Source organism: Aquimarina pacifica, from assembly GCF_000520955.1.
GTDB lineage: Bacteria > Bacteroidota > Bacteroidia > Flavobacteriales > Flavobacteriaceae > Aquimarina > Aquimarina pacifica.
Genome location: NZ_JACC01000006.1, coordinates 49,197 through 73,944 on the forward strand (window position 1 = coordinate 49,197; position 24,748 = coordinate 73,944).

Below are 24,748 nucleotides of genomic sequence, written 5' to 3' on the forward strand. Positions count from 1 at the left end.
TCAAGAAACTACTTCTACACTATCCTTTTTGAATGCTGCAATAGGATTTTTTAATTTCCCGGCAAATTGCAGTAGCGCAACCGGATCATCTAAATCAATCATTTGTTTATGATTATTGAGTTGTAGACGATTCAAACACGATAAATGAAAATCAGGAGCAAATAAATCATATTGCTTAAATTTTGATTCTTTTTCTGGGTATCGACCTTGATATTCCTGAATATTTTCGGCCACTACTTTCCAAAAAACTTCCTCTTTGACATTAGCATGCGCAACCAAAATATGCGCCATAAACCTAAAGAAACCATCAAAAACGTCTGTAAATATTGAAAGTAATTTAACATCTTCGGGAACTGGTGCATACATACGTTTCAGATGATCAGGTAATTCAAATTCTGGATTCAAAATACAAGCTTCTTCAGTAATATCTTTCATAAAAATGTTTACCGGAATATGATCTTCTAATACCATAATAATATTCTCTCCATGAGGCATAAAGACCAAATCAAAATGGTAAAAACAATGTAACAGCGGACTCAGGTAGGCTTTTAAATATTTTTGAAGCCAATGCTCAATAGATATCCCTGATTTCTCAATTATTTTAGGCAGTAAAGCTTCTCCATTCTGGTCTATATGTAGAAATGCCGCCATAGTCATCGCCTGCTGTTTTTCTGATATGTTTGCCATTGGACTCTCTCGCCAAAGAGAAGCAAGCATTTTATTATAGTCATTATGTGATCCGAACTCCTCAAAATATGGATTTACATAACTCACTGAGGCGATCTCTCCTAACATTCTAAATCCTGTTTCTTGTATATACGAATCTGTATATAGTATTTCTTCTAACCAAACTGCCATTTTGGGTGCAGTCCCCAAATAATATAGCGGAAGCCCCCTCATAAATCCCATATTAAGAATTGACAATGCCGTTTTTGTATAAAACTTTTTGGGGTTTGTGCTATTAAATAATGTACGTATCGATTGTTGAGCGAGGTATTGATCTGGGCCATAACCCAAACAAATTAAGTTTCCGGTAGCAATTTCTGGTGAAAAAAGATTTGCCAATTTATTAAACCATTGCCAAGGATGCATAGGTATAAAGAAGTAATCCTCTGGATCCAAACCTTTATTTTTGATGATCGCATTAAAAGATGATCGTGTTTTGAGATCTAACTCTTGTTCTATCAAAATATCATATGGCAGTGCATCTGTAGCGGCATATACCGCTCTACTTTTATGACCTGCTAACCATAGTAATGAGAAAGAGTTTCCTGCCTCTGGTGCATACGATCTATAATCACTACTATCAAAACCAATGCGCCCATTATTAGCGACAAACCCCGGATGACCTTCGGTCATGGATTGTTCTATAGTCTGAAAATCTGCTGTTACTAGCTCTTTTGCCGTTGGATTTCCTTTTAAAAATTTAAAAGCACTACCATATAGTGTACTAATAATTTCTTCTAAATATACTGGCATCTGATCATTCTTGATCCCTAATTGTTTCCTGAATTCTTTAATAAAAAGAACTGCATCTAAAACTACATGCTCATTATTGTCATACTTCTTTATTGAATCATGATCAATCCATAAATGTTGAAGAGAAAGTGGTTTTGCAATAAATTGATAGTGTATTTCTGTTTGATCTGTTTTTAATATATAACTATTCCAACCATCTTCTAGGTGTTCTAAAACAGTGGGTGTAATTAGAAGTTCGTGGGTAAATTCGCATATGGCTTTTGCTATTAATCCTGTATTTGCTTTTACCCATACTTCGGGTTGTAAATGAGCGATTGATTGTTGTGGTGAAACGGCATTGTCTAAAGTATTCATTGCACTTCGTTTGTTAAATTGTGAAATTGAGGTAAGTTGTTTGTATCGTTCTCTATCAAGAAAAGCTAACTGAGCAGTTTTATTTGGTAATTCTATTACTTTATCCTGTTGAAACCCTATTCGCTGACATAATGCAAACATTTTTTTATTGCGTATATCGGGCTCTACTAAAATTCTCTTTATAGTTGTATCCTCGAACACAAAATCCATTATCGCAGTAAATAGATACCAGGTAAAATTCGGAATCCTAACCTCTGGAGGTGCAACTATTATATGAATCCCGCAATCTCCTTTTAAGCCTTGATATAAAGAGCTAATTATGTCCTGTTGCGGGTCATATCGTTCGAGTACGAAAACAGGTTTTCCTTCGAATACTCCTACAAAAACATCATAATGATCGGGCTCCATGAGCATAGCATATTCTTTTCGTACTTCTTGTATACTTGCCCCTTGCATTCCCCAAAAGACTGCATAATCCTGATTTACCCATTGGTGTAATAACTCACTATCAGAAGTAATTCGAAAAAGTCGTATTTCTATAGTTCCAAAATCTTTAAAAGATTTTGTATAAACATTATTATCTATGGATTGTATATTATTATTAGTACGCTTCATTTAAAATATTCTTAGGTTTTTGCTAACGATCCTGAGGTTGTATTTATAGCTATTTTGAAGATCAAATAGTACAGGAGTATTGTAAGTACAAATCCTGCAAAAGCAATCATAAATGGAATTTGCAATCCATAATTATCAACAAAAAGACCCACAGAAAAAGAAGACAGTAATACTCCCAAGTTCTGAAAAAAATGAACTTTACTATAATCGACTGCGTATGACTCAGGAGTACTTAACTCAAATACTAAAACATCAAATTTTACAACTCCCTGAAAGATTGCCCATCCGTACACAATTCTTCCGATAATTATTGTTGACTCAGTTCCTACTCCTTGTATAAGCAATCCAATACTGCCCAAAAACAATATAGATATGATTCCTTGATAGGTATTTGTGGTCGTTTTCCTTTTGGTGTTTATCCATAAAGCGAATAATGCTACAAATCCAGGTATTGCATATATGGCTCCAGAAACAATCCTAGAATCATAATCCGAAACATACTCCCAATACCTGGAGAAAAAAGGGCGTATTAAAAAATCACTGAAATATAGGATCATTGTTATCAACCCTATTTTGAGAATAAATCCTTTCGGAATTATCCTTGTATCTGTTTGAACCGATGATTCTGTTTCTATGGCAATAGGAGTGGTATTGTAGGCATCACTTTTGATTAAAAACAAGCTCATACCCATCTGTATAAAATCACCTATCGCCATTATCAAAAAGATATAGCTTGCATCAATCATATCTACCGTAAAACCTCCGATAACGGCTCCCAAAATCCCACCTAAATGAACTACCACAGACAATAGCCCTATCGTATTGGGGTGTTCTTTTTTGGTAATAATTTTTAGAATATATGGGTAAACTAAAAGATAACTCCCTTTAAACAAAACCATTACCAATGAAATAATCCAAAAATTAATATACGAGTTCGTTGCATAACAGAACAAGGCCAATATCCCGGCAATGCATTGTGTATATACAAGGATATTAAGCTCTGCTACTTTTTTGGAAACATAGGCCCAAAACGGAAATGAAATCATTACCATAAAACAAATAGCCGCAAAATAATAGCCCACCCAAGCCGGATCGGTAACACCAAAACGGGATTCAAAAAACTGTGGATAAAAGGGATGTAATAAATAATCACTTACCACTGCCACTAGTGTCATTATTATTAGAAAATTCTTCATACGGTTTGAGTTGGCTCTTGCACTTTAATTTCCTCTTCTTCGGTCACCTCAAATTGTTGAAAAGCAATTCTTTTTTCTATAGGGTAATAATCTGTCCCAGTTAATTCTTTGATAATATAAGAGTTTCTGTAGCAAGCCATTCCTAGATCAGGAGTAACAAAACCATGAGTATGTAGCTCTGCATTTTGCACAAAAATATCTGTCCCCTTATGATCAATAGCATAGTTACGATGCACGCTGTACCTTCCCTTTTCATCCCAGCAAATCTGATCTTCTATTCCATCAATAAACTTAGGTTGTTGGTATTCATACCCTGTGGCTAATACAAGTCCTTCTGTTTGATGTTGATAGTATTTATCTTGCTCATGCTGATGTATCTCGAGATAGAATTTCTCTAAAGAATTGTCATACGTTGCTTTTTTTAATTCTGAATTTGTTCTAAGATTGATCTTAACTCTATTAGTCCTTTGTTTGGTATAGATTAGATCATAAATATTGGCGATCAAATCCTGATTAATCCCTTTGTACAAGTGTTTCTGATTTTTGATTAAATCATCTCTTTTATTCGAAGGCAGGTCATAGAAATAATCTACATACTCTGGGGAGGTCATTTCTAAAGTAAGCTTCGAATATTCTAAAGGAAAAAACCTTGAAGATCGAGTGATCCAATTCAATTCGTAGCCCTTTGTATCAATTTCTTGCAGAAGATCATAGAATATTTCTGCCGCACTCTGCCCGCTTCCTAAAACTGTGATTGTTTTTTTTGATTGTAGTTTTTCTTTATGAGATAGATAAGTCGAAGAATGAATCGCTTTCCCTTTTAGATCTGTACAACACTTTGGTACAAATGGCTGAGTACCGGTTCCTAAAACTAGTTTCCGCGTTTTATAGATTTTTTGTTCGTTGGTTGCCGTACAATTAGAAAAAACTGTGTAATACTTTTCTTCTTGATTGTATAAAATTTGATTCACTTCTGTCTGAAAATGAATATTCGATAATTTCTGTATGGCCCATTGACAATATTGATTATACTCATTTCTTAATACCAGAAAGTTTTCTCTAATGTAAAATGAATAGATCCGTCCTTGTTCCTTTATATAATTGAGAAAACTAAATGGATTGGTTGGATCTGCCAAGGTTACCAAATCTGCCATAAAAGGGATTTGTAGTGTTGTATCCTGAAGCATCATACCGGGATGCCACTCAAATGTATCTTTTTTATCAAGAAAAACCCCATCTAATTCGGCAATAGATTCTGTTAAACATGCCAATCCCAAGTTCATCGGTCCAACACCAATAGCAACAAAGTCGATGATATCTTCTTTATTTATTTTGGAATTTATTTTATCATTTATTTTACTATTCATCTTAATTATGGGTTTTGTAATTTCTACCTGTATCTTTAATCATATTAATGATATTCAATAAATCATCAATAGTACTTTTGGGATTAAGTAATGTAAATTTCAAATACACTTTTGCGTCAATTTTGGTACTTGCTACAGATGCCTGACCCGATTTAAAAAGTGTGTTTTTTATGTAAAGGTTAATGGTATCATGAATCGCATCACAATCTATTCCTATAGCTCTATACCTAAATACCAATGTGCTCAATTCTGGTTTATGAGCAATTTCAAAACAAGGATCATCTTTGATATTATAATAGAGATCTAAAGCGAGGTAATGTACTTTTTCTAAAAAAGAACCAATTGTCTTAGCTCCTGTCATTTTTAAGGTAAACCAAAGTTTCAGTGCATCAAATCGTCTAGTTGTTTGTATGGATTTTTCGATCAAATTAGGACATGTAGCATCACGATGTTCTAAAGGATTTAGATAATCTGCATAATGAGACACATACTTAAAATGTCGGGTATCACGTACCAAAAAAGCACTAGAACAAACAGGTTGAAACATCGTTTTATGAAAATCAATTGTCACAGAATCTGCATATTTCACACCTCTTAACAGGTGTTGATGGGTCTCTGTTAATATGTAACCCCCACCATAAGCTCCATCTACATGAAACCAAATATCATACTCTTTGGCTATTTTAGAAATAGTCTCTAACGGGTCAAAACTGCCAAAATCTGTAGTTCCTGCTGTGCCGATCACCCCAATAGGGATATTACCTAGTTGTTTCTCTCTTTCTATAGCTTGTACCAGTGCTTCAGGTTTCATTTTCATTTTATCATCTGTAGGTACTGAAATCACAGAAGAATATCCCATCCCCATTAATGCAGCATTTTTCTTAATACTAAAATGTGCTTTTTCAGAACAGAAAAAACGAAACTTTGACACTACATCAGACCAGCCATTTTCCTTTAGATTCAATCCAAAGTGTTTAAAAGCATACTCATCTCTAGCCAGAAGTAATGCCATAAAATTAGACTGGGTTCCGCCACTGGTAAATACACCGTCCGAAGTGTCAGGCAATCTCATCTTATTACAAACCCATTGGATCATTTCTTGCTCAATTAAGGTTGCAGAAGTACTTTGATCCCAAGTTTCGATTGCCGTATTTACCGATGATGCAACTAGGTCTCCTACGATAGCTGGTAGTAAGACGGGGCAATTAAGATGCGCCACATAGGTAGGGTGATGAAATGCTATGGTATGATCTAGATACAAATCTTTGATCTCTTGTAAAGCTTCGTCAATAGTCAAATTAACGCTATCATTAGCATTGATTAAATGATTTTTTGAAGCAAAATCACTTATAAAATCTCCACTATAAAACTGGTCTCTATCCAAAAATAGCTTTACTTGATGTACTGCTTTTTGAATGTATTCTTCGTAGGTATATTTTGATTGTGAATTAAAGAATTGTTCTTTTTCATCATCAATAACTAAGTTGGTTTGTGCGTCGAGGAACATATTATTTTTATTTAATCTAAATAAGTTTGAATGCAAATTTAGAATCAAGTCAAAATAAATTCATGACGTATTTAGGATAAAAAAAGACGTAGAAACAGAAATAAAGAAGAATTTCTAAATCGTATTACCCATACATTACCAAGTATTTTATGAATCAATATGTTATACCAATTTACCTCTACAATGCCCCATGCTGTCTTGTAGGTAACTTTACAAAATCAAATTAGAATAACCGGTATTATTCCCAGGTTTTGGATATCATTTTACCTAATTGTCCTGCAAATTCAATGGCTGTTTTATCATAATTAGAAAGGATACAAATTATATATTCTTGCTTTGGGAATAGAAAAAGTCCAGAGCTAGTGCCTTCTCCCTGTTCTGCAAATCCAAAATATGAAAGCGCCTTATATTCGCCTTTCTCCCTGACAAAAAAGCCATACCCATATCCTTGTTGTACATCTGTATATCTATTAGATGGGATTTGTATTGTCGAGAGTTTTTGTGTTGAGGATCTGGATATTAATTTATGTTCAAACAGTGCTGTTCCAAACTTATGTAAGTCCTGAACCGTCGAAAATATGCCACCAGAAGGCCCTTTATATAGAATAGTCGTATAAAAATTATTCTTCCACTCATCAAATTCATCTCTATAATAGCCAATTGCTAGATTCTCAATAGGCATATTCATATCATAGAAATTTGTATCCTGCATATCTAATGGTTCAAAAATATGCTCTAATATATATTCAAAATGCTTTTTTCCGGATACTTTTTCTAATAGCACCGCAAGTAATATCACTCCTACATTACTGTATTGAGTACTTGATCCGGGTTCAAAATTAAGGGTGTCAGTTTTTACGAAAGGAATATAATCTTCGAGATTGAAAAAAAGTTCTCTCGATCTATCTTTATAATCGCTATTAACAAGAAATCCTAACCCACTAGAGTGACTTAGTAAATGATGAATCGTTATTTTATCACTAATCGTTCTCGGAAGCCAATCCTCAGTAATATATTTACTGATTTTATCTTCAAATGTAATTAACTTTTGTTCGTACAATTGCATCATAGAAATGGTAATAAACATTTCACTAAGAGAGCCTATATTAAATCTTGTATCGATTTCATTTTTTATATGAAATCTTTTAGAAGCCTCTCCACAGGACCTTTCTAAAACAATCGAATCTTTTTTTGTAATCAAAATTGTTCCCGAAAAATCACCTTGTACCCCGCATTCAGCATCTAAAATATCAGAAGCTCTATCTACCAATTTTTGCTCCAAATTATGTTTTGTGATCTGAGCAGGACATTGTATAAAAAATATGAATAATAAAAAAGATAACTTTAGCGACGTATAATTCATTGTTTTGTGTGTGTTTTTAAAATAATCTACTGATAACAAATAATTTAATCACAGTGATGAACACGAAATTTCAATTTTCGGGTAAGAGTCCATTGATCTTCTTTTTTGAAATATACATCCATTCCTTTAAAATTATCGGTAACATAACCGATCAATTCAGGAGCGTTATTCTGGCTAAAAATAGGGCTGAATTTATACTCAAAACTTGTGGTGCCAAATTCATTATTATAGTGGTCAAATGTTTGTAGTTCTTCAAAAGTTGCATTGGTATGATCCCATAAGATTGCAATGTTAGCATAAAAATCCCCAAACTTTCCATAACTACAGGGATCCCCAAATATAAGATTAACATACGTATATTTATGATCATTACGTTCATAGGTAGTTAACACATGTACCCAACCTTTTTTACGTTGTTCTTCAAAAATATAAGCCTCCTGCTTTTCAGCAAGAGCTAGATTTTTTTTGAATATATCCGTTTCATAAACCTTGCTTAACACACTTTTTTCTGGATTTGTTATACTAAACTCGTAATTTTCCTTGATAGCATCCGGATGAGCAATACGTGCCTCAAAATCTTCATCAATATCCAGAACGGCTACAAGTAATGTCTCATCGGATCTTTCTATTAAATCCCAGGTCTTTTCTTGTTCCTCTTTAAAAGATTCATTCTCGCTATTATACCTGTCATATTCGCTCCAATGCAAGTAGGGAATGGCGATTATGTTAACATCAATAATCTTTGCTATTTGGGATTTCCCCTGACTGTTATATGTGACTACCTCTGTATTAAGCACACTTTTTATGTTCTCAGGCATATTCTCCTGTTGATAGGTTGCTCTAGCCATAAACTCTCCATAACCCGCTTTTTGATAGCCGATGATATAACCAATATCAGTTGCGTCTGCCTCTATATCCAATAGCATATATCGATTTTCGTACACCAAAAAATGATTATTGATAATACCTGATAAGGCAGTTCCAGAAAACTTGATATAATTATTAATCTTATTTACCTTTAATGCCTCAGCTTGTTTTTGCGCACTTTCTTTCGTTGCGTGTAATACACAATTAATAAACCACCCATTATTAAGGCCTGTATAATCAGAGGAATTTAAAATTTCAGTCTCAAAATCGTAGTTCTCTTTGATTCTTAATGCTTCGGCATAAGTTTTACTTCCAGAAAGAACGACTAACCAAGAATCTGTTCGTTCTTTTTTGACTTTTTTTGTACGGGTTGTGACAATATCACTATGCGTTGTCATCGTATCTGATATGCTATCAATCAAAGTGTTTTGTAACTCTTTTTTTATTTCTGATTTCTTTTCTGTTTGGCATGACATCAGAAATAATGCTACAATTATAATTAGACACCCTATACTTTTCATCATTCATTTATTTTTATAAGTGATCTCAAATCCATCAGTATTATTAGCAAATATTCTAGCTCTTTTCTACTCTTTGAGATAAAATAAACTCGTTTTACACAATAGAAAAATATGTTATAGCGTGCACTAGGGAAATACATTTTCAATAATTTTAACCCTAAATAAACAACAAAGAAAATTATATTATTCCCCCTATAATATTGATTTCAAAAATATTATATAACAAGTAAACATACCTCCCTGAAAACAGTGAACTTGCTTCAGTAAGGTTGTGCCAAGTACATGTAATATTATATGTCCTAGGGTAACTAACTATTTTGAAGCTTTATACTTTATGTGATAAAAAATTTATGACGGATGCAAAAATGGATATCATACTACAAAACTTCATATAACGTGGTTACTATGATTCCTTTATTATCGTCTAAAACAACAGATGCTAATTGTTCTTGTTTTTTTATCCGAAAATTAAACGGAGGTGCCAATATATCGAGACCACTCCTTTTTTTTAATCGAATCCCTTGTCCTGAGATAATATCCTTATTTGCAATAAAATCTCCCTCGGGTACATGCTCGGTTAGAATAACATAATTAAAGACCGATAACTTCTCTATTACTTTCTGAACTTCTGTATTTGACAAATGTTGTAACACTTGTCGTAATAATGCACAATCTCCTGACGGAAAATCATCTACTGCAATATCTAAACAATGAAATTCTAAATTTTCTTCTTTAAATTTTTCTTTATTACGATCAATAAGATCTTCGACGATATCAACAGCAATATATTTTTCGGTATACCGTACTAATTCTTTTCCTATATTAAAATCGCCACAACCTAAATCACATACAGTAATAGGAGTACGAAACGAAGTTAAAAAGGATCGGACAACATCAGTGTATAGCTTAACTATAGTAGGATCATGAGATCCTATGCCCGAATAAAAATCAACATCATTTCCTCCCCAAAGCTTCCTTTCATAAATTTGCTCCATCACTGCTTTGGTAGGCCAGGGTTTTTTATTTTTTTTAGAGGTACTTTCTTTCTTCATAATCGGTATATATGATGTATACTTTTTAGGGTAAACCTAACTTTTTTTTACTAAAACCAACCATCTATTACTTCTATTTGACCACCTGTTACTTTGTATACACAAACAATGCGTATCTCTTGATAACTTAGACCATAAGATTAAAAAAAATAATTAAGAATTAATTTAAAAAAAATAGAAATTATGGCAGGATATGGAGACGATTTTTATACACCTGAGAATATTGTTGGATATACAGGTACCTTAGGAGATCCAGAAAACAGACCCACCGTTTACTTTCGAAAAACAGAGAACGGATTTACCACTTTCGGACATATCACACAGGATTATCATAAGAAAGATAATGTGGGAAGAGAATTAATACGTAAAAGAAAAGAGTATAAACAAGGAAATGAATGGGCTTACGAAGAAACCAAGGATAATTGGATAACGTTGGATAACATTAAGGACACTCTTGTATCTCAAAAAGAAAAAGATGGGGAGCTAATAACAATTGATAAAAGTGGTAAGGAAAGAGTCTTTAAGAATATTCATGTAGAAATATTTAATGGTATGATACAACATCCCAGTCGTAATCAATTTTTTCCGGCTAATGAGGGCAATATAGATGAATTAATGGCCTCCCTTAAAGATGAAAAATTGGAACACTTAAAAACTAGGACAACAGAGAAGGATATAGAAATGGAGACAAAGTTTCGAACATGGGATCTACAAAGTGAATCTCTGGATACAGATGTTGATAACATACTCGGGGCAAGTAAAAATGAGCTAAATATCGAACCATCTACAAACCCTGTAATGGTTGAGGAAACCATTGAATCTCGAAAAACGAAGAAGCCAGATCACTTTAAAAAAAATAACACATCGCAGAAGAAAATATTAAATAAAAAAACTGGTCTCCCGAAAATCGAAGTAGCTAGCAAAAAATTCGCGGAGAAACAAAATAATAACCCTAAAAAACAACCAACAACTGGTCTCCCGAAAATCGAAGTAGCTAGCAAAAAATTCAAGGAGAAACAAAATAACAACCCTAAAAACCAACCAACAACTGGTCTCCCGAAAATCGAAGTAGCTAGCAAAAAATTCAAGGAGAAACAACGTGATAATAAGGAAAATAACACTTTGGATACCTCTAAATTAAGGAATTTAGCAAAAAAACCACCTCAACCAAAAATAGATCGTAGACCTAGTAATGTTGACAATGAAAGAAATGCAAACAAAAAAAAGGGGGCAAAAAATGGAATGGGATGGTAAAATTCCGTAGATATAGTTTATCGTACAAAGACCATTTTAACGGTTTATGTTACCCTATTTTGAGGAATCGTATCATAAAATGTTAAGATTTCTACCCAGACTCTTCTTTCAAAACCTTCAAATAACAACCTATTGCCTCCTTGCAATTTTGAAGTATTTGCAACGGAAATAAAATTAGTTATAAAGTTTTTGACAGAAGAGGTATCATGGTTTTCTATTACTCCTTTTAGTAATCGGTGTCTATCGCCTTCTGCAGAATATCTCCATAATAACACCCCCGAATATCCATTGGTAATTGTCTGATTCATAACCGATCTACAACTTGTTGCTTGTTTTGATTCGTCTAATTCTTCATTTCCCGAATATTTATGACCTATCTCACCGATAATACAGTTTTTATAATAATGATCCTTATTTTCCCATTGTGGTAGTACCCCATGATGGGAATTTTTAGGCGTATTTGGATCATAATATCTATGATAATCAAAAAAATCAATAGCGTTTATAAAATCATCATTTTTAATATCATTGAGCTCATGATGGCCCGAAAAACTTGCAGTACAAGAATAGGGGTACTTTTTATGTATACATCCCAAAATATCAGTCATTGCATGTAATACTGTTGACTTTTGATATCCAGCTTTTCGCCATGTCCAATCAAATTCATTCATCACATCAATCCCAAATACATACTCTTGATAAGGTAACAATGCTTCTAAAAAAGGGGTAAGAATATCATTTTTGAAATTATCTCTTAATTTAGAGGATGTTAACACTAATCGCATTAAAGGAGCGTACCACTGAGGAGGTTTATTTGTCGAAAGTAAGAGTGCCGCATCTAATAGTGTCCAGTATATCTGGATTTCATTTTCTGCCGCTTTGATCATAATCATTTGTACTCGACTAAAAAACTGTTTTTGATCCGTATAGTCAAGTCTATGATCTGCGTTTAATTGATCCGAGGATGTATCATATCCTTCGATATGGATTCCTTCAAATTTTTCGAAAAGCCAAATTCGTACAACATTAATTTTGTATAACGATAGATGATGAAAATATGCGCTGATCAATTCGTCGAACTCATCATCTGTAAGATTCGGAGCTCCTTTACTGTTAAAATAGCTACCTATATCCCAGCCATAAGCTCCCAAAAACCAACCAAAATTAACACCGACATAAAATGTATTTGAATCAAAGGGCATAACAGGGTTTTTCTTTGACTACAATTTAATGATTTTTAAGACGGGATTTATAAATCCCGTCTTATTTTAATCTGATTTCAAAAATCAGATTTCGGGTAGCTAAGATTATCTATTGTATGCATAAAACTATTACTATAGCAAATCTATTACACCCGAAGACTACTTCAAATACTGGCGTTTGTTTCTTATCAAATCCTATGTATAACTCCCTTAAAATATAAACTTCTAAGAGAGTACTATCAATGCTGGATTTCGCTTGCGAGAAACAATTTTAGTCTTGATACGTATCTTGGATACCTATCTTGGCTACTTATCTTCTCCTTACTAATTTTATAGTTTGATGGTCATTGCCTTGAATTATTTCTACCAAATAGACCCCTAATGGTAAATCTACGACAGATATAGATTCATCATTCATCACTTCAATATCTTTTAAAATTTTACCATTGAAATCATAAATAGCCACTTGCGCTTCGCTACTTAATCCTGCGACCCATACCCTGTCATTGACCGGATTAGGATATAAAATAAATTCATCACTCAGGTTTTCATCTACATCTAAAGAGGCATTTACTGTGATTTCAAATACCGTACTGCTCTCATTCTCATCAGAATCTGCGGCAATAAGTGTGACACTATGCGTACCTGCTCCTAATAAAGTTCCTGATATCGGATCTTGTGTAATAGTGACTACTCCTCCAGAATCGCAATTGTCACTGGTAACAACATCAAGAGTAAAGTCTGGGAGTACATATGTATCTTCATCTGTAAAACCTACTTCGATATCTTCTGGTAACGAAGTTATATCAAATACTGGAGCTATGGTATCCTCTACTATAACTGTTGCTATACACGTACTACTATTCCCGTAGTTATCTACTGCGGTTACTACTACTGTATTCTCTCCAATAGTACTACAGTCAAAATCCGCAACATCAATTGTCAAGGATGCAATCCCAGAAATATCGGTGGTTCCATTGTCTAATTGTGTAGCAGTAATACTTGCATTACCCGTTTCATCTAATTGCACAGTAATGTTTTGGCATGTTACAATGGGATCGGTGAGATCTACTACATTCACCGTTCTGATTACTTGGGTTGCAGAACTACCAGACACAGGATTAACTGCATCATAGGTAACGGTATAACTCCCTAATTGATCCGTATTTAGAGATGTTGCATCAATGGTTAACGTTGCACCGTAGGTAACCTCTGCGCCTAGTTCTGTATAAGAGCCTCCTTGCCCTACAGTTTGAGGATTGTCGCCCAGTAATGTAATTACAGGGTCAATACATCCGAGTCCTCCATCATTGATAATCCAATTATATGTAGCACCTGTTAAGGTATTCACTGCATCGACACTTAGACAATGTGCTATGTCTGCATTTAATGTTAAACCCGTAGGGATTTCAGTTTCTCCTCCTTCTAGTGTTGCCCAACCGATTAAGGTGTTGTCATAATTTTCTTGAGTCATTCCTGAGCCTGTAAAGAAATCGTTCATGTATCTAACTTTACTAATGTCCCATGCGGAAAGATCCTGATTGAAAGACGATGCGTTTTTGAATAAATCCGTTGCATCATAAACATGGCTAAAGTCCCAATTACTTAAATCTTGATTAAAACTAGTAGCTCCTTCTAACAAACTACTGATATAGTCTACTGAATTTCCTAGTGTCCAATTGCCAATAGGTTGATTAAATAAAGTCGCATTTTTGAACATGCTATCCATATCTACAACGATAGACATATTCCAGTTTGAGATATCTTGGTTGAATGCAGTTGCATTTTCAAAAGTGCTATAAGTAAAAGCAAGATTTGTAAAAGTCCAGGATCCTATATTTTCATTAAAAATAGTACAGTCTTTAAACATATTCTGGATATAACGAATAGTAGTCATATCCCAATTCCCTATTTGATCCTTTTCATCTTCAAGATTGGTACAGCCTTTAAACATACTATTTACACTAGTTATTTGAGATAAATCTGGTACGTCATCAGCATTCAATTTTAAGTTGACACAATTTAAAAACGCATTATCTAAGCCTAACCATTGTTGCGTTCCCCATTGTTCAATCGTTTGTAAAGGATCTTTTCCTACTTGGTCTACACCGCTGTCAAATACAATCGCTGGATATTCTCCTGTAATAGTTATCGTATAAGTACCTTCATTTGCATACGTATGATATACCTCATCCGTTAGGTTTGCATCTTGTGTTCCATCTCCCCAATCAATATGATATTTATAATCAAAACTTGTATCTACAGGTATTAGAACACCTTGTCCAGCTCCAACGGACCAAGTAGTAATAAACGCATCTTCTGTACAACCTCTTCCTGCATCATTAATCTCCCATTCATAAGGTTCACTTGTTAAGGTATTACGAGCATCTTCCGCTAAACAATAGGTAGCATCTGCATCTAAACGTAAACCTATCGGAATTTGAGTTTCACCATCTTCTAGAGTTGCCCAACCAATTAAAGTAGCATCATAGTTTTCTTGAGACATATTGGTGTCTGAAAACGTATTTCCTATATTAGTTGCTTTACTTAGATCCCAATTCGCTAAATTTTGGTTGAAACTTAAAGCACCTTCTAACATACTGAGCATATAATCGGCATTACTCATATCCCAACCACTTATATCTTGATTGAAAGCTACAGCATCTCTAAACATGTTTGACGTATTTTCCACTGCTGACATATTCCATGCACTAATATCTTGATTAAATGTTTCAGCTTCATCAAACATGCCTGATGTTGTTTTTACTGATAACATATTCCAATTAGAGATATCTTGATTAAACTGTAATGCTTCCTTAAATGCATGATTAGCATTTTCGAGTTGTGTGAATGTCCAATCACCAATATCTTCATTAAATACTGAACATCCGCTAAACATAAACGATATATTAGAAATATTCGATAGGTTCCAATTCCCTATTTGATCTTTTAAATCTTCAAGATTCTCCGAGCCGCTAAACATACTTGACAATGAAGTTACACTGGATAAATTTGGCACATCATCTGCATTTAATTTCAAATTAATACATTGATAAAAAGCAGCTTCTAACCCTAACCACTCTTGTGCCCCCCATTGCTCTATGGTTTGTAGCGCATGTCTTGTTCCTTCATCAACTTTATAATTAAATATAATGGCTGGAAATTCTCCTACAATTGAAACTGTATACGTTCCGGCATCAGTATATGTGTGTACAATTTCTCCTGTTTGATTATTTTCAATAGTTCCATCTCCCCAATCTATCCTATAATCATAGTTGAATTGAGTATCTACAGGAATGGTAATCGATTGACTAGCTTCAACTGCCCATGTAGTTATAAATGCTTCATCAACACAAAATCTTCCTCCGTCAGTAATTGTCCATTTATATGTATCACTTGTCAAGGTATCATGAGCTGCTTCAGCTAAACAATAGGTAGTATCTGCACTAAGTTCCATACCTAGTGGGATTTGGGTTTCACCAGCTTCTAGAGTAGCCCAACCGATTAAGGTGTTGTCATAATTTTCTTGTGACATGGCTGTTCCTACAAAGATTTCTTCGATATATCTAATATTACTAATATCCCAACTAGACAGATCTTGATTGAATCTAGTCGCTCCTAAGAACATATCTTCAATATCTTCTACATTACTAATATCCCAAGTACTTAAATCTTGATTAAAAGAAGTAGCATTTTTAAACATACTGATCATATACTCAACTGTTCCGATGGTCCAAGCACCGATGGGTTGATCAAATGCTTCAGCTCCTTCGAACATGGATTCGAAATCTTCTACGTTACTTACATCCCAATTAGAAACATCTTGATTGAACGTAGTTGCATATCGAAAGGTATAACTACAACCTTTTAAGTTATCAAAAGACCATCCACTAACATCTTCATTAAAAAGAGTACAATACGCAAACATATTATCAATACGTTCTACACCAGATACATCCCAATATTGCATCATATCTTTTAGATCTTCAAAATTGGTACACTTTCTAAACATATCTTCTAAAGAAGTTAACTGAGATAAATCTGGAACATCATCCGCATTGAGTTTTAGATTAGGACAATCTTCAAAACCACTTACCATAGAGACCCATTGCTGTGTACCCCATTGCTCAATGGTTTGCAATCTTGGTTTGGCCTGATTAGCATTATCAAAATAAGGTTGTGGAAAATCTCCGTAAATTTTTACTGTATAGGTTCCTGCAGCAGCATATTCGTGGTTTACTGTGCTTGTTAAATTTCTAGAAATCGTACCATCGCCCCAATCCACACTGAAATTATAAGCAACACTAGAGACAGTAGGTATCCTAATATATTCATTTGCTGCTGTAGTTTGCCAAGTGGTAATAAAAAAATCTGTAGATGCACAAGTGGTGCCTCCATCAGTGATAATCCATTCATAAAGTGTGCTTACAAGTTTACTTTTAGCTTCTATGCCTAAACAAAAGGTGCTTGACCCTGCATTAAAGTTAATACCTGAAGGTATATCATCGATTCCATCATTAAATATACCGCTAGAATCTGTAGCCCAACCTATTAAGGTAGCATCATAATTTGTGGTAGAAAGAGAACTCTGTAAAAACATGTTACTCATATTTGAAACCTTGCTTATATCCCAACTCCCTAGATTTTGATCAAATTGACTATTTTGTGTAAACATGGCTCCCATATTAATGGTTCCACTTACACGTTCTCCAATATTCCAACTAGAAATATCCTGATTAAATGAGCTTTGGTAAAACGTCCCTACAAAATTGATAACACTTCCTACATCCCAAGTACTTAGATTCCCGTTAAAAGAATCAGTTGCGGTAAAGGCAAAATTCATACTGGTCACATTCGACACATCCCAATTTGAAAAATCTTCATCTCTAAAGGCGCGACATACTCTAAAAATATTATTTATGTTCGTTACATTGGAAAGATCCGGAGCATCCGTAGCTGTTATTCTTAGGTTGTTACAATCTCTAAAGGCACTTTCCATGCTGGTCCAGGCAATATTTCCCCATTGCTCGACGGTTAGAATTTTATCAGCATCTGCATTGTTGTTAAAATAAATCCTAGGGAAATCCCCCGTTATTTTCACAGTATGTGTTCCTGCCTCTGCATATTCATGCGGAGCATTTCCGGTAAATCCATTTTCAATAATACTATCTCCCCAGTCTACCGAATAGTTATATCCAGATCCGGTTGTCGGGATAGTAATAGTTTCATTAGCTGTTGTAGTTCGCCAAGTAATAATAAATTCATTTTGGGCAATTAGGATATTAAAAAAACTAACAATAAAAAGTAGGGTAATGTAAAAGTGTTTCATACGGGGCTTTTAAAATTCTTGTAGGTTTGGGGTAACAATATATTCTGAGTAGAATAATCAAAAGAGTATTTAGACTAATCTATTCTTGCTGCAAAATTAGGATAATACCCAGATCAACAAAAGACTAGGGGGGTTGCAAAAGGGTTGCAACCTACTAATTACGGGATATAAACCCGTTTAATTCACATATCCTTTTTTGCATTGAAAACTTATTTTAAAAGTTAAAGCTAAAGACAGAAGTTGTGTTTTACGGATCCTTTTGGGTTATTTTACCGCATTCATAATAAACTCGATAATGTCATCTTTTGAACTCACACCTATTTTTTTTCGAATACGAGAACGGGAAGATTTAATGGCAGAAACTGTCGTGCTTTGCAGCTTACTAATCTCTGTAGAATTGAGCCCTAAGGTCATCAAACATAGAAGTTCTTTTTCTTTATCATTGAGCATAGAAAATTGAGTGTCCAAAATCACTTTAAAATCTAGACGTACTTTATTGAGATAGGATTGTAAATCAGTAGTCGTTCTTTTGGTTGCTTTTTCTGAAAGTAAAGATGCAGATAGCGAATGTAATGCCTGTTTCCGTTCTTGCTCATTTTCTAACCGTATAATTTCTTTAATTTCTCCCAAAGTCTTACTGATTATTTCCTGACGAATAGAACTATCTACCACAACTTTTTGTAATTCTTTTTCTCGGGTTACTAAGGCTAGTTCTGCTTTAACTTTCTCTAGTTGTTCTTGTTTTAATTTATTTTTAGCCAAAGCTATACGATGCTTTGCATTTTTTCTGGTAAGCCAAAAAATAACACCTCCCAAAATTAATGCTGTTGCAAACAAGATAAAATATAACCGTTTCTTTCCTGTTTCACTTTCGAGTATTAATTCGGCAGCTTGCTTTTCTTTATCAAACGTATAGTTCAATTCTAGAGCTGTGATTCGCTTTGCTTTTTCGATATCATTAATAGAATCATTATACATTTTATAGATCTTGTAATCCTGTAATGCTTGCTCATACTCTTTTCTGGTTTCATTCAAGTTACTTTTACTATAATACTGCTTAAGCAATAACCCTTTATTTTTTTGTTCTTTGGCAATAGTAATTGCACTATCTAGGTATGGGACGGCCTTATCATATTCCTTTAGTGCATTGTATAGGACCGCTACATTTAGATAACTAACACTTAGTTCACTTTGATCTCGTATATCTTTAGAAATTATTATATTTTCCTTATAAATCCCAATAGCCTTATCAAATTCTTTATTGCTGTAATGAATTGCGGCCAAACTCCCATTTGCTTTAGCGATCCTTGTTTTAGAACAAGGCAATGCTTTTACTTTTAAAATATGAATCAAAGAAGAATCATTTTGTTTATTAGTATAGTACGTCACTGCTAACATATGGTGCGATACCGCCAAACTTTCTACATCGGTCATTTTTTCTTTAATCGCAATAGCTTTCTTAAAATACTGTTTTGATTTTTTATAATCTTGTTGTCGTCTGTAGAACATTCCCAGATTATGAAACCCCAGTCCTATCGTAGTAGAATCGTTCATGGTTTCACTTATATCCAACGCTTTTAAATACGTAGTTAGGGCTTTTTCGGCATTGCCTTGTTTATTTTCAATGATACCAAGGTAATTGAGTGCTTTTGCTTTATTTTTTTGATAGTATGGTGCAGCCCCCTGTATTTCTTCAATTTGTTTTAAAATATCATTGACAATAATTCTAGACGTGTCTAAATCAAACCGATGTATCTGTTTGACCAGTTCAATTTTGTAACCCATCCGTGCTGAATCGCTGGTTGCTCTTTCGATTTTATATTTTAATGAAGTTGCAATACTATCGTGATACTGAGAATAGCTGCTTAAACTCAATAGAATAACAAACAAATTTACATAGGTAGCCCTCAAAACAAACAAATTTTAATCTTTTACGAACACTTTTCGCCTTCTAGTCAAAAATACAAGATAATATCTTTGTTATTGAAATGATCTTCTTTTGCTATCTTTTTGAGATTACTTTATAAGAAAAACTCATATATCACAATGCTACTTTCTTCGGTACACCTTACTCCCAACAGAAAGATGGTTTTCTTATACCTTATAGATTATAAAGTGAGATATCCCCATTTTGAAAGATTTTGCTTAGATTAAATTAAAAAAATAGTAGCGCCAAAATTACCATGTGTTTTTAAAAGAAAATTATAGTAGAAAAAGACCCTATAAAATGATCCCCTTTTTAAGTTAAAAACCCTAAAAGTACCATGATAAAAGATGTTCAATTCTATAAGAAATCTTTTAAAATACCTTTTAGAACCAACGTATCATTCTCAGTATTCCGAATCATTTTTTTTGCATCATTGCGCTCAAACAAAGCATAGTCAACCTCAATTAGACGCAGTTTTTTATTACTAATAGCTTTCTTTTTAAGCGAATTATAATATTTTATTTGTTCCTTACGTGCTTGTTCTTTCTCATCAACCTCACCAGTTTCAACTTTATTTTTTTCGAAAAACGCTAGTACCAATTTCAAATCTTCGTAATATGCATCTAACGGAAGTTTTGTTCTTCCTTTTCCTCTTTTATGTAAGTTCCCTACCAAGGTATCAAACGTATGTTTTCTTGATGCTTTTTGTTTTAGCAATGAATCGCATAAGCTTACTAGATAATATTCATCACTGTTTTGAACCGCAAGTAGTTTTTGTTCTTTTTTGGTAAGAGGACTTATTGACTCTTTTGGCATGTATTTTTTTCCGGGTCTTACCAAATACCAATAGACTGTGTCTAGTCTTCTTTCTGCATGTACTGTAGGTATTTTTGAAAGATTCGATTCTAGATCCAATTTTCGCAATACTTTACGTATTGGCAATCCTTTTTTTTCATCCTTATTAAAAACTCCTGCCTCAATTAGTTTAGGCATTATTACCTTTACGGGAACCCAATCCACAGAAGTATTTGCGTCAAAAAAATGAGTTATCACTTCATTTATCTTTACTATAGTATCTTCACTCATAACATTTAATCTTACTAATTACTTCTGGAATATTATATAAAAAAAAGCCTCACATATCTGTGATGCTTTATCTACTAACTCCTGATTTCCAGAGTTCAAAATTTTTGTAGCAAATCTATAGGAAATAAGTGACTTATTTGAAATACGAAAGGTTTTTTTAAGACTACCTCTATTTTTATGTTATGATACCTTTTTAAATAGATTTATTTGTTTTTTTTTAGAGAGATATCTTCGTAAAATACCTCCTTTAATATGGTTAACATCATATTCTATTACAAAAGCATCTGAATCAATCTGATCAATAATTTTATTTATTTTTCCAATTTCGATACGATTTATAATCGTATGAATTACTTCAAAATCTTGCCTCTTTCCTTGATTACCATATCCATGAACTCCATTGAACACCGTCATCCCTGATCCCAATTTAGTGGTAATTCCTTCCTTAATCTGGTCGTATTTCTTAGATACAATCATAACTCCAATAAAATTTTCGAATCCTTCTATAGTAAGGTCTGTTATTTTTGCCGTTACCAAAAATGCCAGAATAGAATACATTGCCTTTTCTTTTGAGGCAATGATTGCAGTGATAGCAAAGAGCACAAAATTAAAAAGCAGTGTCACTTTTCCAATGCTAATACCAAAATGCCTATTGAGAAATATTCCTAAAATTTCTGATCCGTCTAAGACCGCGCCATTTTTTATAGTAATACCTATCCCTAAACCCAGAAAAAGTCCACCAAAAATTGAAGTCAATAATTTGTCACTGGTAACAACTTCAAAATTTTCAAAATGAATAAAGACTGCCAAACTAACGATACCCAACAAGGACTTAAAAACCATGTGCGTAGACATGGTAAAATAAGCTAAAATCAAAAATGGAATACTAAGAACTATTAATACCAGAGATATGTTAATATCAAACTGACTATTGAGTAAAATTGCAATCCCTGTAACCCCTCCATCTAAAAACCCATTAGGTAAAAGAAAAGCTTTCAGTCCTACACTTGCTAATAGAATTCCCAAAGCAATTTGAACACATTCATAAACATTATTAATCAACTGACTTCTTGGACTTTTATGTTGAGTTTTAGTCATTCTAATTTTTTATTTAAAATACAGTTATATAATCCGAAATAGCCTCTGATTGCTGTGAATCCATGTGTATGATAGGAATAGAATACAATATGGGCATATTCGAAGGATACATTTTTCTAAGACGCTCATTAAGGTTATTAAATTGTAGTGACCTTATGATTCCAGAAATTAAAGTGCTATTCAATCTATTTGTTTGTTTTTTTGTGCCAATTTTGGCCAGCACACAATTTTCTAACATCATAACTGTCAAAAGATACTTTCCTCTTAATAGGAATTCGGTGATTTCGGCGGCCTGTGATTTACTTTTAGGAATGATATATATTTTTACCATAACTTTTGATTTAAGATTTAAAATAGGAAACCTCTGATTTACTTTTTTTCAAAATAGAGGAAAGTTCTTCTAATGGTATTTCTAGAAAATAATTCCCCGAATATGTAGGGCATACTGTACAATCATCAAAATAGAATTTTATGTACTCAGAATTGATAACAAAATTGTTCTTAGACACTTCAAACTTGTCTTTAGTAAACTCCCAGCAATCCTTAAAAGAATCTTGCCCACCAATACGAGCCTGCAATTCTTGATTTAGTTTAAATAATAAGAAGGTATCACTATTGCTTTCAAATATATCTTGATATGTCACAAAGGTTCCTGTTTTTAGATTATAATTTAGGCCTCTGAACATAAAAGAGTTATGATGCTCTTCATCATAATAGTTTGTTTTGTATAGGAGAATGCTTAGAAATTGATTGTTCTTAGTATAAATTTTATAGTCAATATTCCTTCGCTTTCTTTCTGCATTCTTAAATAGGGGATCACAGGATAGATCCTTATTATGCAATACCTGCTCGATTGATTTGTCTGTTTTTAAATACGTTTTTTCGATATAGGAATTAAAACTACTAAATACAGGATTGTACTCTTCACTAAGATGGGGGTATTTATAATCAAGAACTAATGTGTTTTCTTGCTTATAAAATTTTTGTGTACTGATAAAATCTACTGGTTGCGTATTTTGACTTGCTAACCAATATTTTGACTTGTCATGTGATATTTGTACCCTGTTAGAATCTTGCTCAATCACTCCCAAACTAGAATTATTTGATACGGAATTACAAGATACTAGGATAACAACTAAATAAATATAAATTAGTTTTTTCATCTTTTATGGTTATTTGATATTCGTACTATGTCAATCAAATGTCCATAAAATATTTCATGTATTTTTATTTATAATTTTGATCAATTACATAAACATATTTTATGTAGTCAATTTTCATAAAAATTATTCATCAGAAGCTCTCGAACCTTTTTTCTATTATTGTCCCTTTTTCTTTTTTTAAATGTTCAAGAAAGGCCGTGGCAACTAAAGAGAATTTTTTATCCTTTAGCCAGATCATATGCCAGTTCGATTTAATAGGAAAATCTTTAATAGGGATAATCTGCAAAAGTCCTGTTTTAAGCTCGTTTTGTATCCCGATAAGGGGCATAATAGAATACCCAAGTCCAGCGATTACAGCCTGTTTTACCGCCTCATTAGAAGTAAGTTCCATTTTCTTGCTTACTGGCAAGTTGTTCTTTTCAATAAACCGCTCCATCGTATACCTGGTACCAGATCCTTGCTCTCTGTAAATTAAGGGTAATTTTGTAAAAATAGATTTATCATAGAGATCCTTTTCGAATTTTTCATCCTTGTTCCCGACTAAGTATAGTTGATTCTCCATTAATTCAATTTTATCTATCTGTAATTTATCCGGAAGAACAGATACGAGAGAAAAGTCCACTGTATTTTTCTCTAAACTCTGAATTACCTGTACTTTATTGGTTACATCAAGAATTAGCTCTACGCCCTTATGCTGTTTTATAAAATCAGATAAAAAATAAGGCATAATATACTTACCTGTAGATACAACAGAAATTTTCAATACCCCAGATAGCTGTCCCTGATATGCCAATGTTTTATAATTTATGTCCTTTACTTCCTGCAAAATTTTCTCTGCGGCTATGGCAATTTCTTTCCCAAAGTCTGTTATATATAGCTTTCTCCCAATTACTTCGGTTAAAGGAATAGGAAATTGATTCTGAAAATTTCGCAATTGTATAGATACCGCAGGCTGGGTTAGATATAACTCTTCAGAAGCCTTGGTAATACTCTGCTTTTCAACGATTTTAGAAAAGATCTGCAACTGGTGAAGTGTATAGTGCATAAAATAATTTTATATAATTGATTATAAATATAAATAAAAATATATAAAAGAATACGCACACCTTTGCAAAAAACTAAACAAATGAGATATCCTGATCAAAAGAAAAAAGAAGTACGTAAAGTAAAAGTGGCTCCATTGCATGCTGAAAAAAAAGTACAAGAACCTCGCCCCATTAACTTCGTTATAATTACTGTCCTTTTCCTACTTTTCCTTACACTTTCAATAAGAGCAAGTAATCTTTTTTTTAATGAAATCCTAGTCTGTTCAACTATTATAGGTTTGCTGTGTATTCCTCAATTGATATCAAAAAGTAATAAATAACC

General features: G+C 33.4%; 17 protein-coding genes. 2 read left to right on the forward strand and 15 right to left on the reverse strand.

The genetic code is table 11. The features are described from left to right. From DZ60_RS0103765 to DZ60_RS0103795, 7 genes are all read right to left on the reverse strand, one after another. On the reverse strand, positions 1–2,448 hold the full coding sequence (locus DZ60_RS0103765) for a GNAT family N-acetyltransferase (protein ID WP_051477561.1): 2,448 nt from the start codon (positions 2,446–2,448) through the stop codon (positions 1–3). A gap of 11 nt (positions 2,449–2,459) precedes the next feature. Continuing rightward, entirely contained in the window at positions 2,460–3,644 is a 1,185-nt protein-coding gene (locus tag DZ60_RS0103770) for an MFS transporter (RefSeq protein WP_241448707.1), read from the reverse strand. After that, positions 3,641–5,011, reverse strand: a complete 1,371-nt coding sequence (locus tag DZ60_RS0103775) for a lysine N(6)-hydroxylase/L-ornithine N(5)-oxygenase family protein (protein WP_034228626.1) — start codon at positions 5,009–5,011, stop codon at positions 3,641–3,643. Before DZ60_RS0103775 ends, DZ60_RS0103770 begins: the two co-directional genes overlap by 4 nt. 1 nt (position 5,012) lies before the next feature. Beyond that, positions 5,013–6,518, reverse strand: a complete 1,506-nt coding sequence (locus tag DZ60_RS0103780; RefSeq protein ID WP_025740605.1) for a pyridoxal phosphate-dependent decarboxylase family protein — start codon at positions 6,516–6,518, stop codon at positions 5,013–5,015. A 238-nt stretch (positions 6,519–6,756) separates the two neighbouring features. After that, entirely contained in the window at positions 6,757–7,881 is a 1,125-nt protein-coding gene (locus DZ60_RS24000; protein ID WP_025740607.1) for a serine hydrolase domain-containing protein, read from the reverse strand. Between the two features lie 44 nt (positions 7,882–7,925). Further along, positions 7,926–9,272 carry a hypothetical protein gene (locus tag DZ60_RS0103790; RefSeq protein ID WP_152537357.1) on the reverse strand — a complete coding sequence of 449 codons (1,347 nt, stop codon included), beginning with the start codon at positions 9,270–9,272 and terminating at the stop codon, positions 7,926–7,928. Between the two features lie 374 nt (positions 9,273–9,646). Continuing rightward, entirely contained in the window at positions 9,647–10,321 is a 675-nt protein-coding gene (locus DZ60_RS0103795; RefSeq protein ID WP_034228628.1) for a class I SAM-dependent methyltransferase, read from the reverse strand. Between the two features lie 183 nt (positions 10,322–10,504). Here DZ60_RS0103795 and DZ60_RS0103800 point away from each other — a divergent pair, with 183 nt between their 5' ends. After that, positions 10,505–11,575 carry a hypothetical protein gene (locus DZ60_RS0103800; RefSeq protein WP_025740612.1) on the forward strand — a complete coding sequence of 357 codons (1,071 nt, stop codon included), beginning with the start codon at positions 10,505–10,507 and terminating at the stop codon, positions 11,573–11,575. Positions 11,576–11,619: 44 nt separating this feature from the next. On the opposite strand, the gene DZ60_RS0103805 is transcribed toward DZ60_RS0103800, so the two are convergent. The 8 genes from DZ60_RS0103805 to DZ60_RS0103840 form a co-directional block, all read right to left on the reverse strand. Then, positions 11,620–12,777 carry a hypothetical protein gene (locus DZ60_RS0103805; RefSeq protein ID WP_025740614.1) on the reverse strand — a complete coding sequence of 386 codons (1,158 nt, stop codon included), beginning with the start codon at positions 12,775–12,777 and terminating at the stop codon, positions 11,620–11,622. A 310-nt stretch (positions 12,778–13,087) separates the two neighbouring features. Next, on the reverse strand, positions 13,088–18,106 hold the full coding sequence (locus tag DZ60_RS0103810; protein ID WP_025740616.1) for a BspA family leucine-rich repeat surface protein: 5,019 nt from the start codon (positions 18,104–18,106) through the stop codon (positions 13,088–13,090). Positions 18,107–18,370: 264 nt separating this feature from the next. Further along, entirely contained in the window at positions 18,371–20,017 is a 1,647-nt protein-coding gene (locus DZ60_RS0103815; protein ID WP_152537358.1) for a tetratricopeptide repeat protein, read from the reverse strand. 373 nt (positions 20,018–20,390) lie between these two features. After that, entirely contained in the window at positions 20,391–21,119 is a 729-nt protein-coding gene (locus DZ60_RS0103820; RefSeq protein ID WP_025740620.1) for a hypothetical protein, read from the reverse strand. 180 nt (positions 21,120–21,299) lie between these two features. Beyond that, positions 21,300–22,217 carry a YitT family protein gene (locus DZ60_RS0103825; protein ID WP_025740622.1) on the reverse strand — a complete coding sequence of 306 codons (918 nt, stop codon included), beginning with the start codon at positions 22,215–22,217 and terminating at the stop codon, positions 21,300–21,302. A gap of 13 nt (positions 22,218–22,230) precedes the next feature. Beyond that, entirely contained in the window at positions 22,231–22,548 is a 318-nt protein-coding gene (locus DZ60_RS0103830) for a hypothetical protein (RefSeq protein ID WP_025740624.1), read from the reverse strand. A gap of 10 nt (positions 22,549–22,558) precedes the next feature. After that, a complete protein-coding gene (locus DZ60_RS0103835; protein ID WP_025740625.1) occupies positions 22,559–23,380 on the reverse strand; it encodes a DUF3298 domain-containing protein in 822 nt (273 codons plus the stop codon). Between the two features lie 130 nt (positions 23,381–23,510). After that, positions 23,511–24,425, reverse strand: coding sequence for a LysR family transcriptional regulator (locus DZ60_RS0103840; protein ID WP_025740626.1), 915 nt, complete (start codon positions 24,423–24,425; stop codon positions 23,511–23,513). Between the two features lie 81 nt (positions 24,426–24,506). On the opposite strand from DZ60_RS0103840, the gene DZ60_RS0103845 reads away from it, so the two are divergent. Further along, on the forward strand, positions 24,507–24,746 hold the full coding sequence (locus tag DZ60_RS0103845; RefSeq protein WP_025740628.1) for a hypothetical protein: 240 nt from the start codon (positions 24,507–24,509) through the stop codon (positions 24,744–24,746). Positions 24,747–24,748 lie beyond the last annotated feature (2 nt).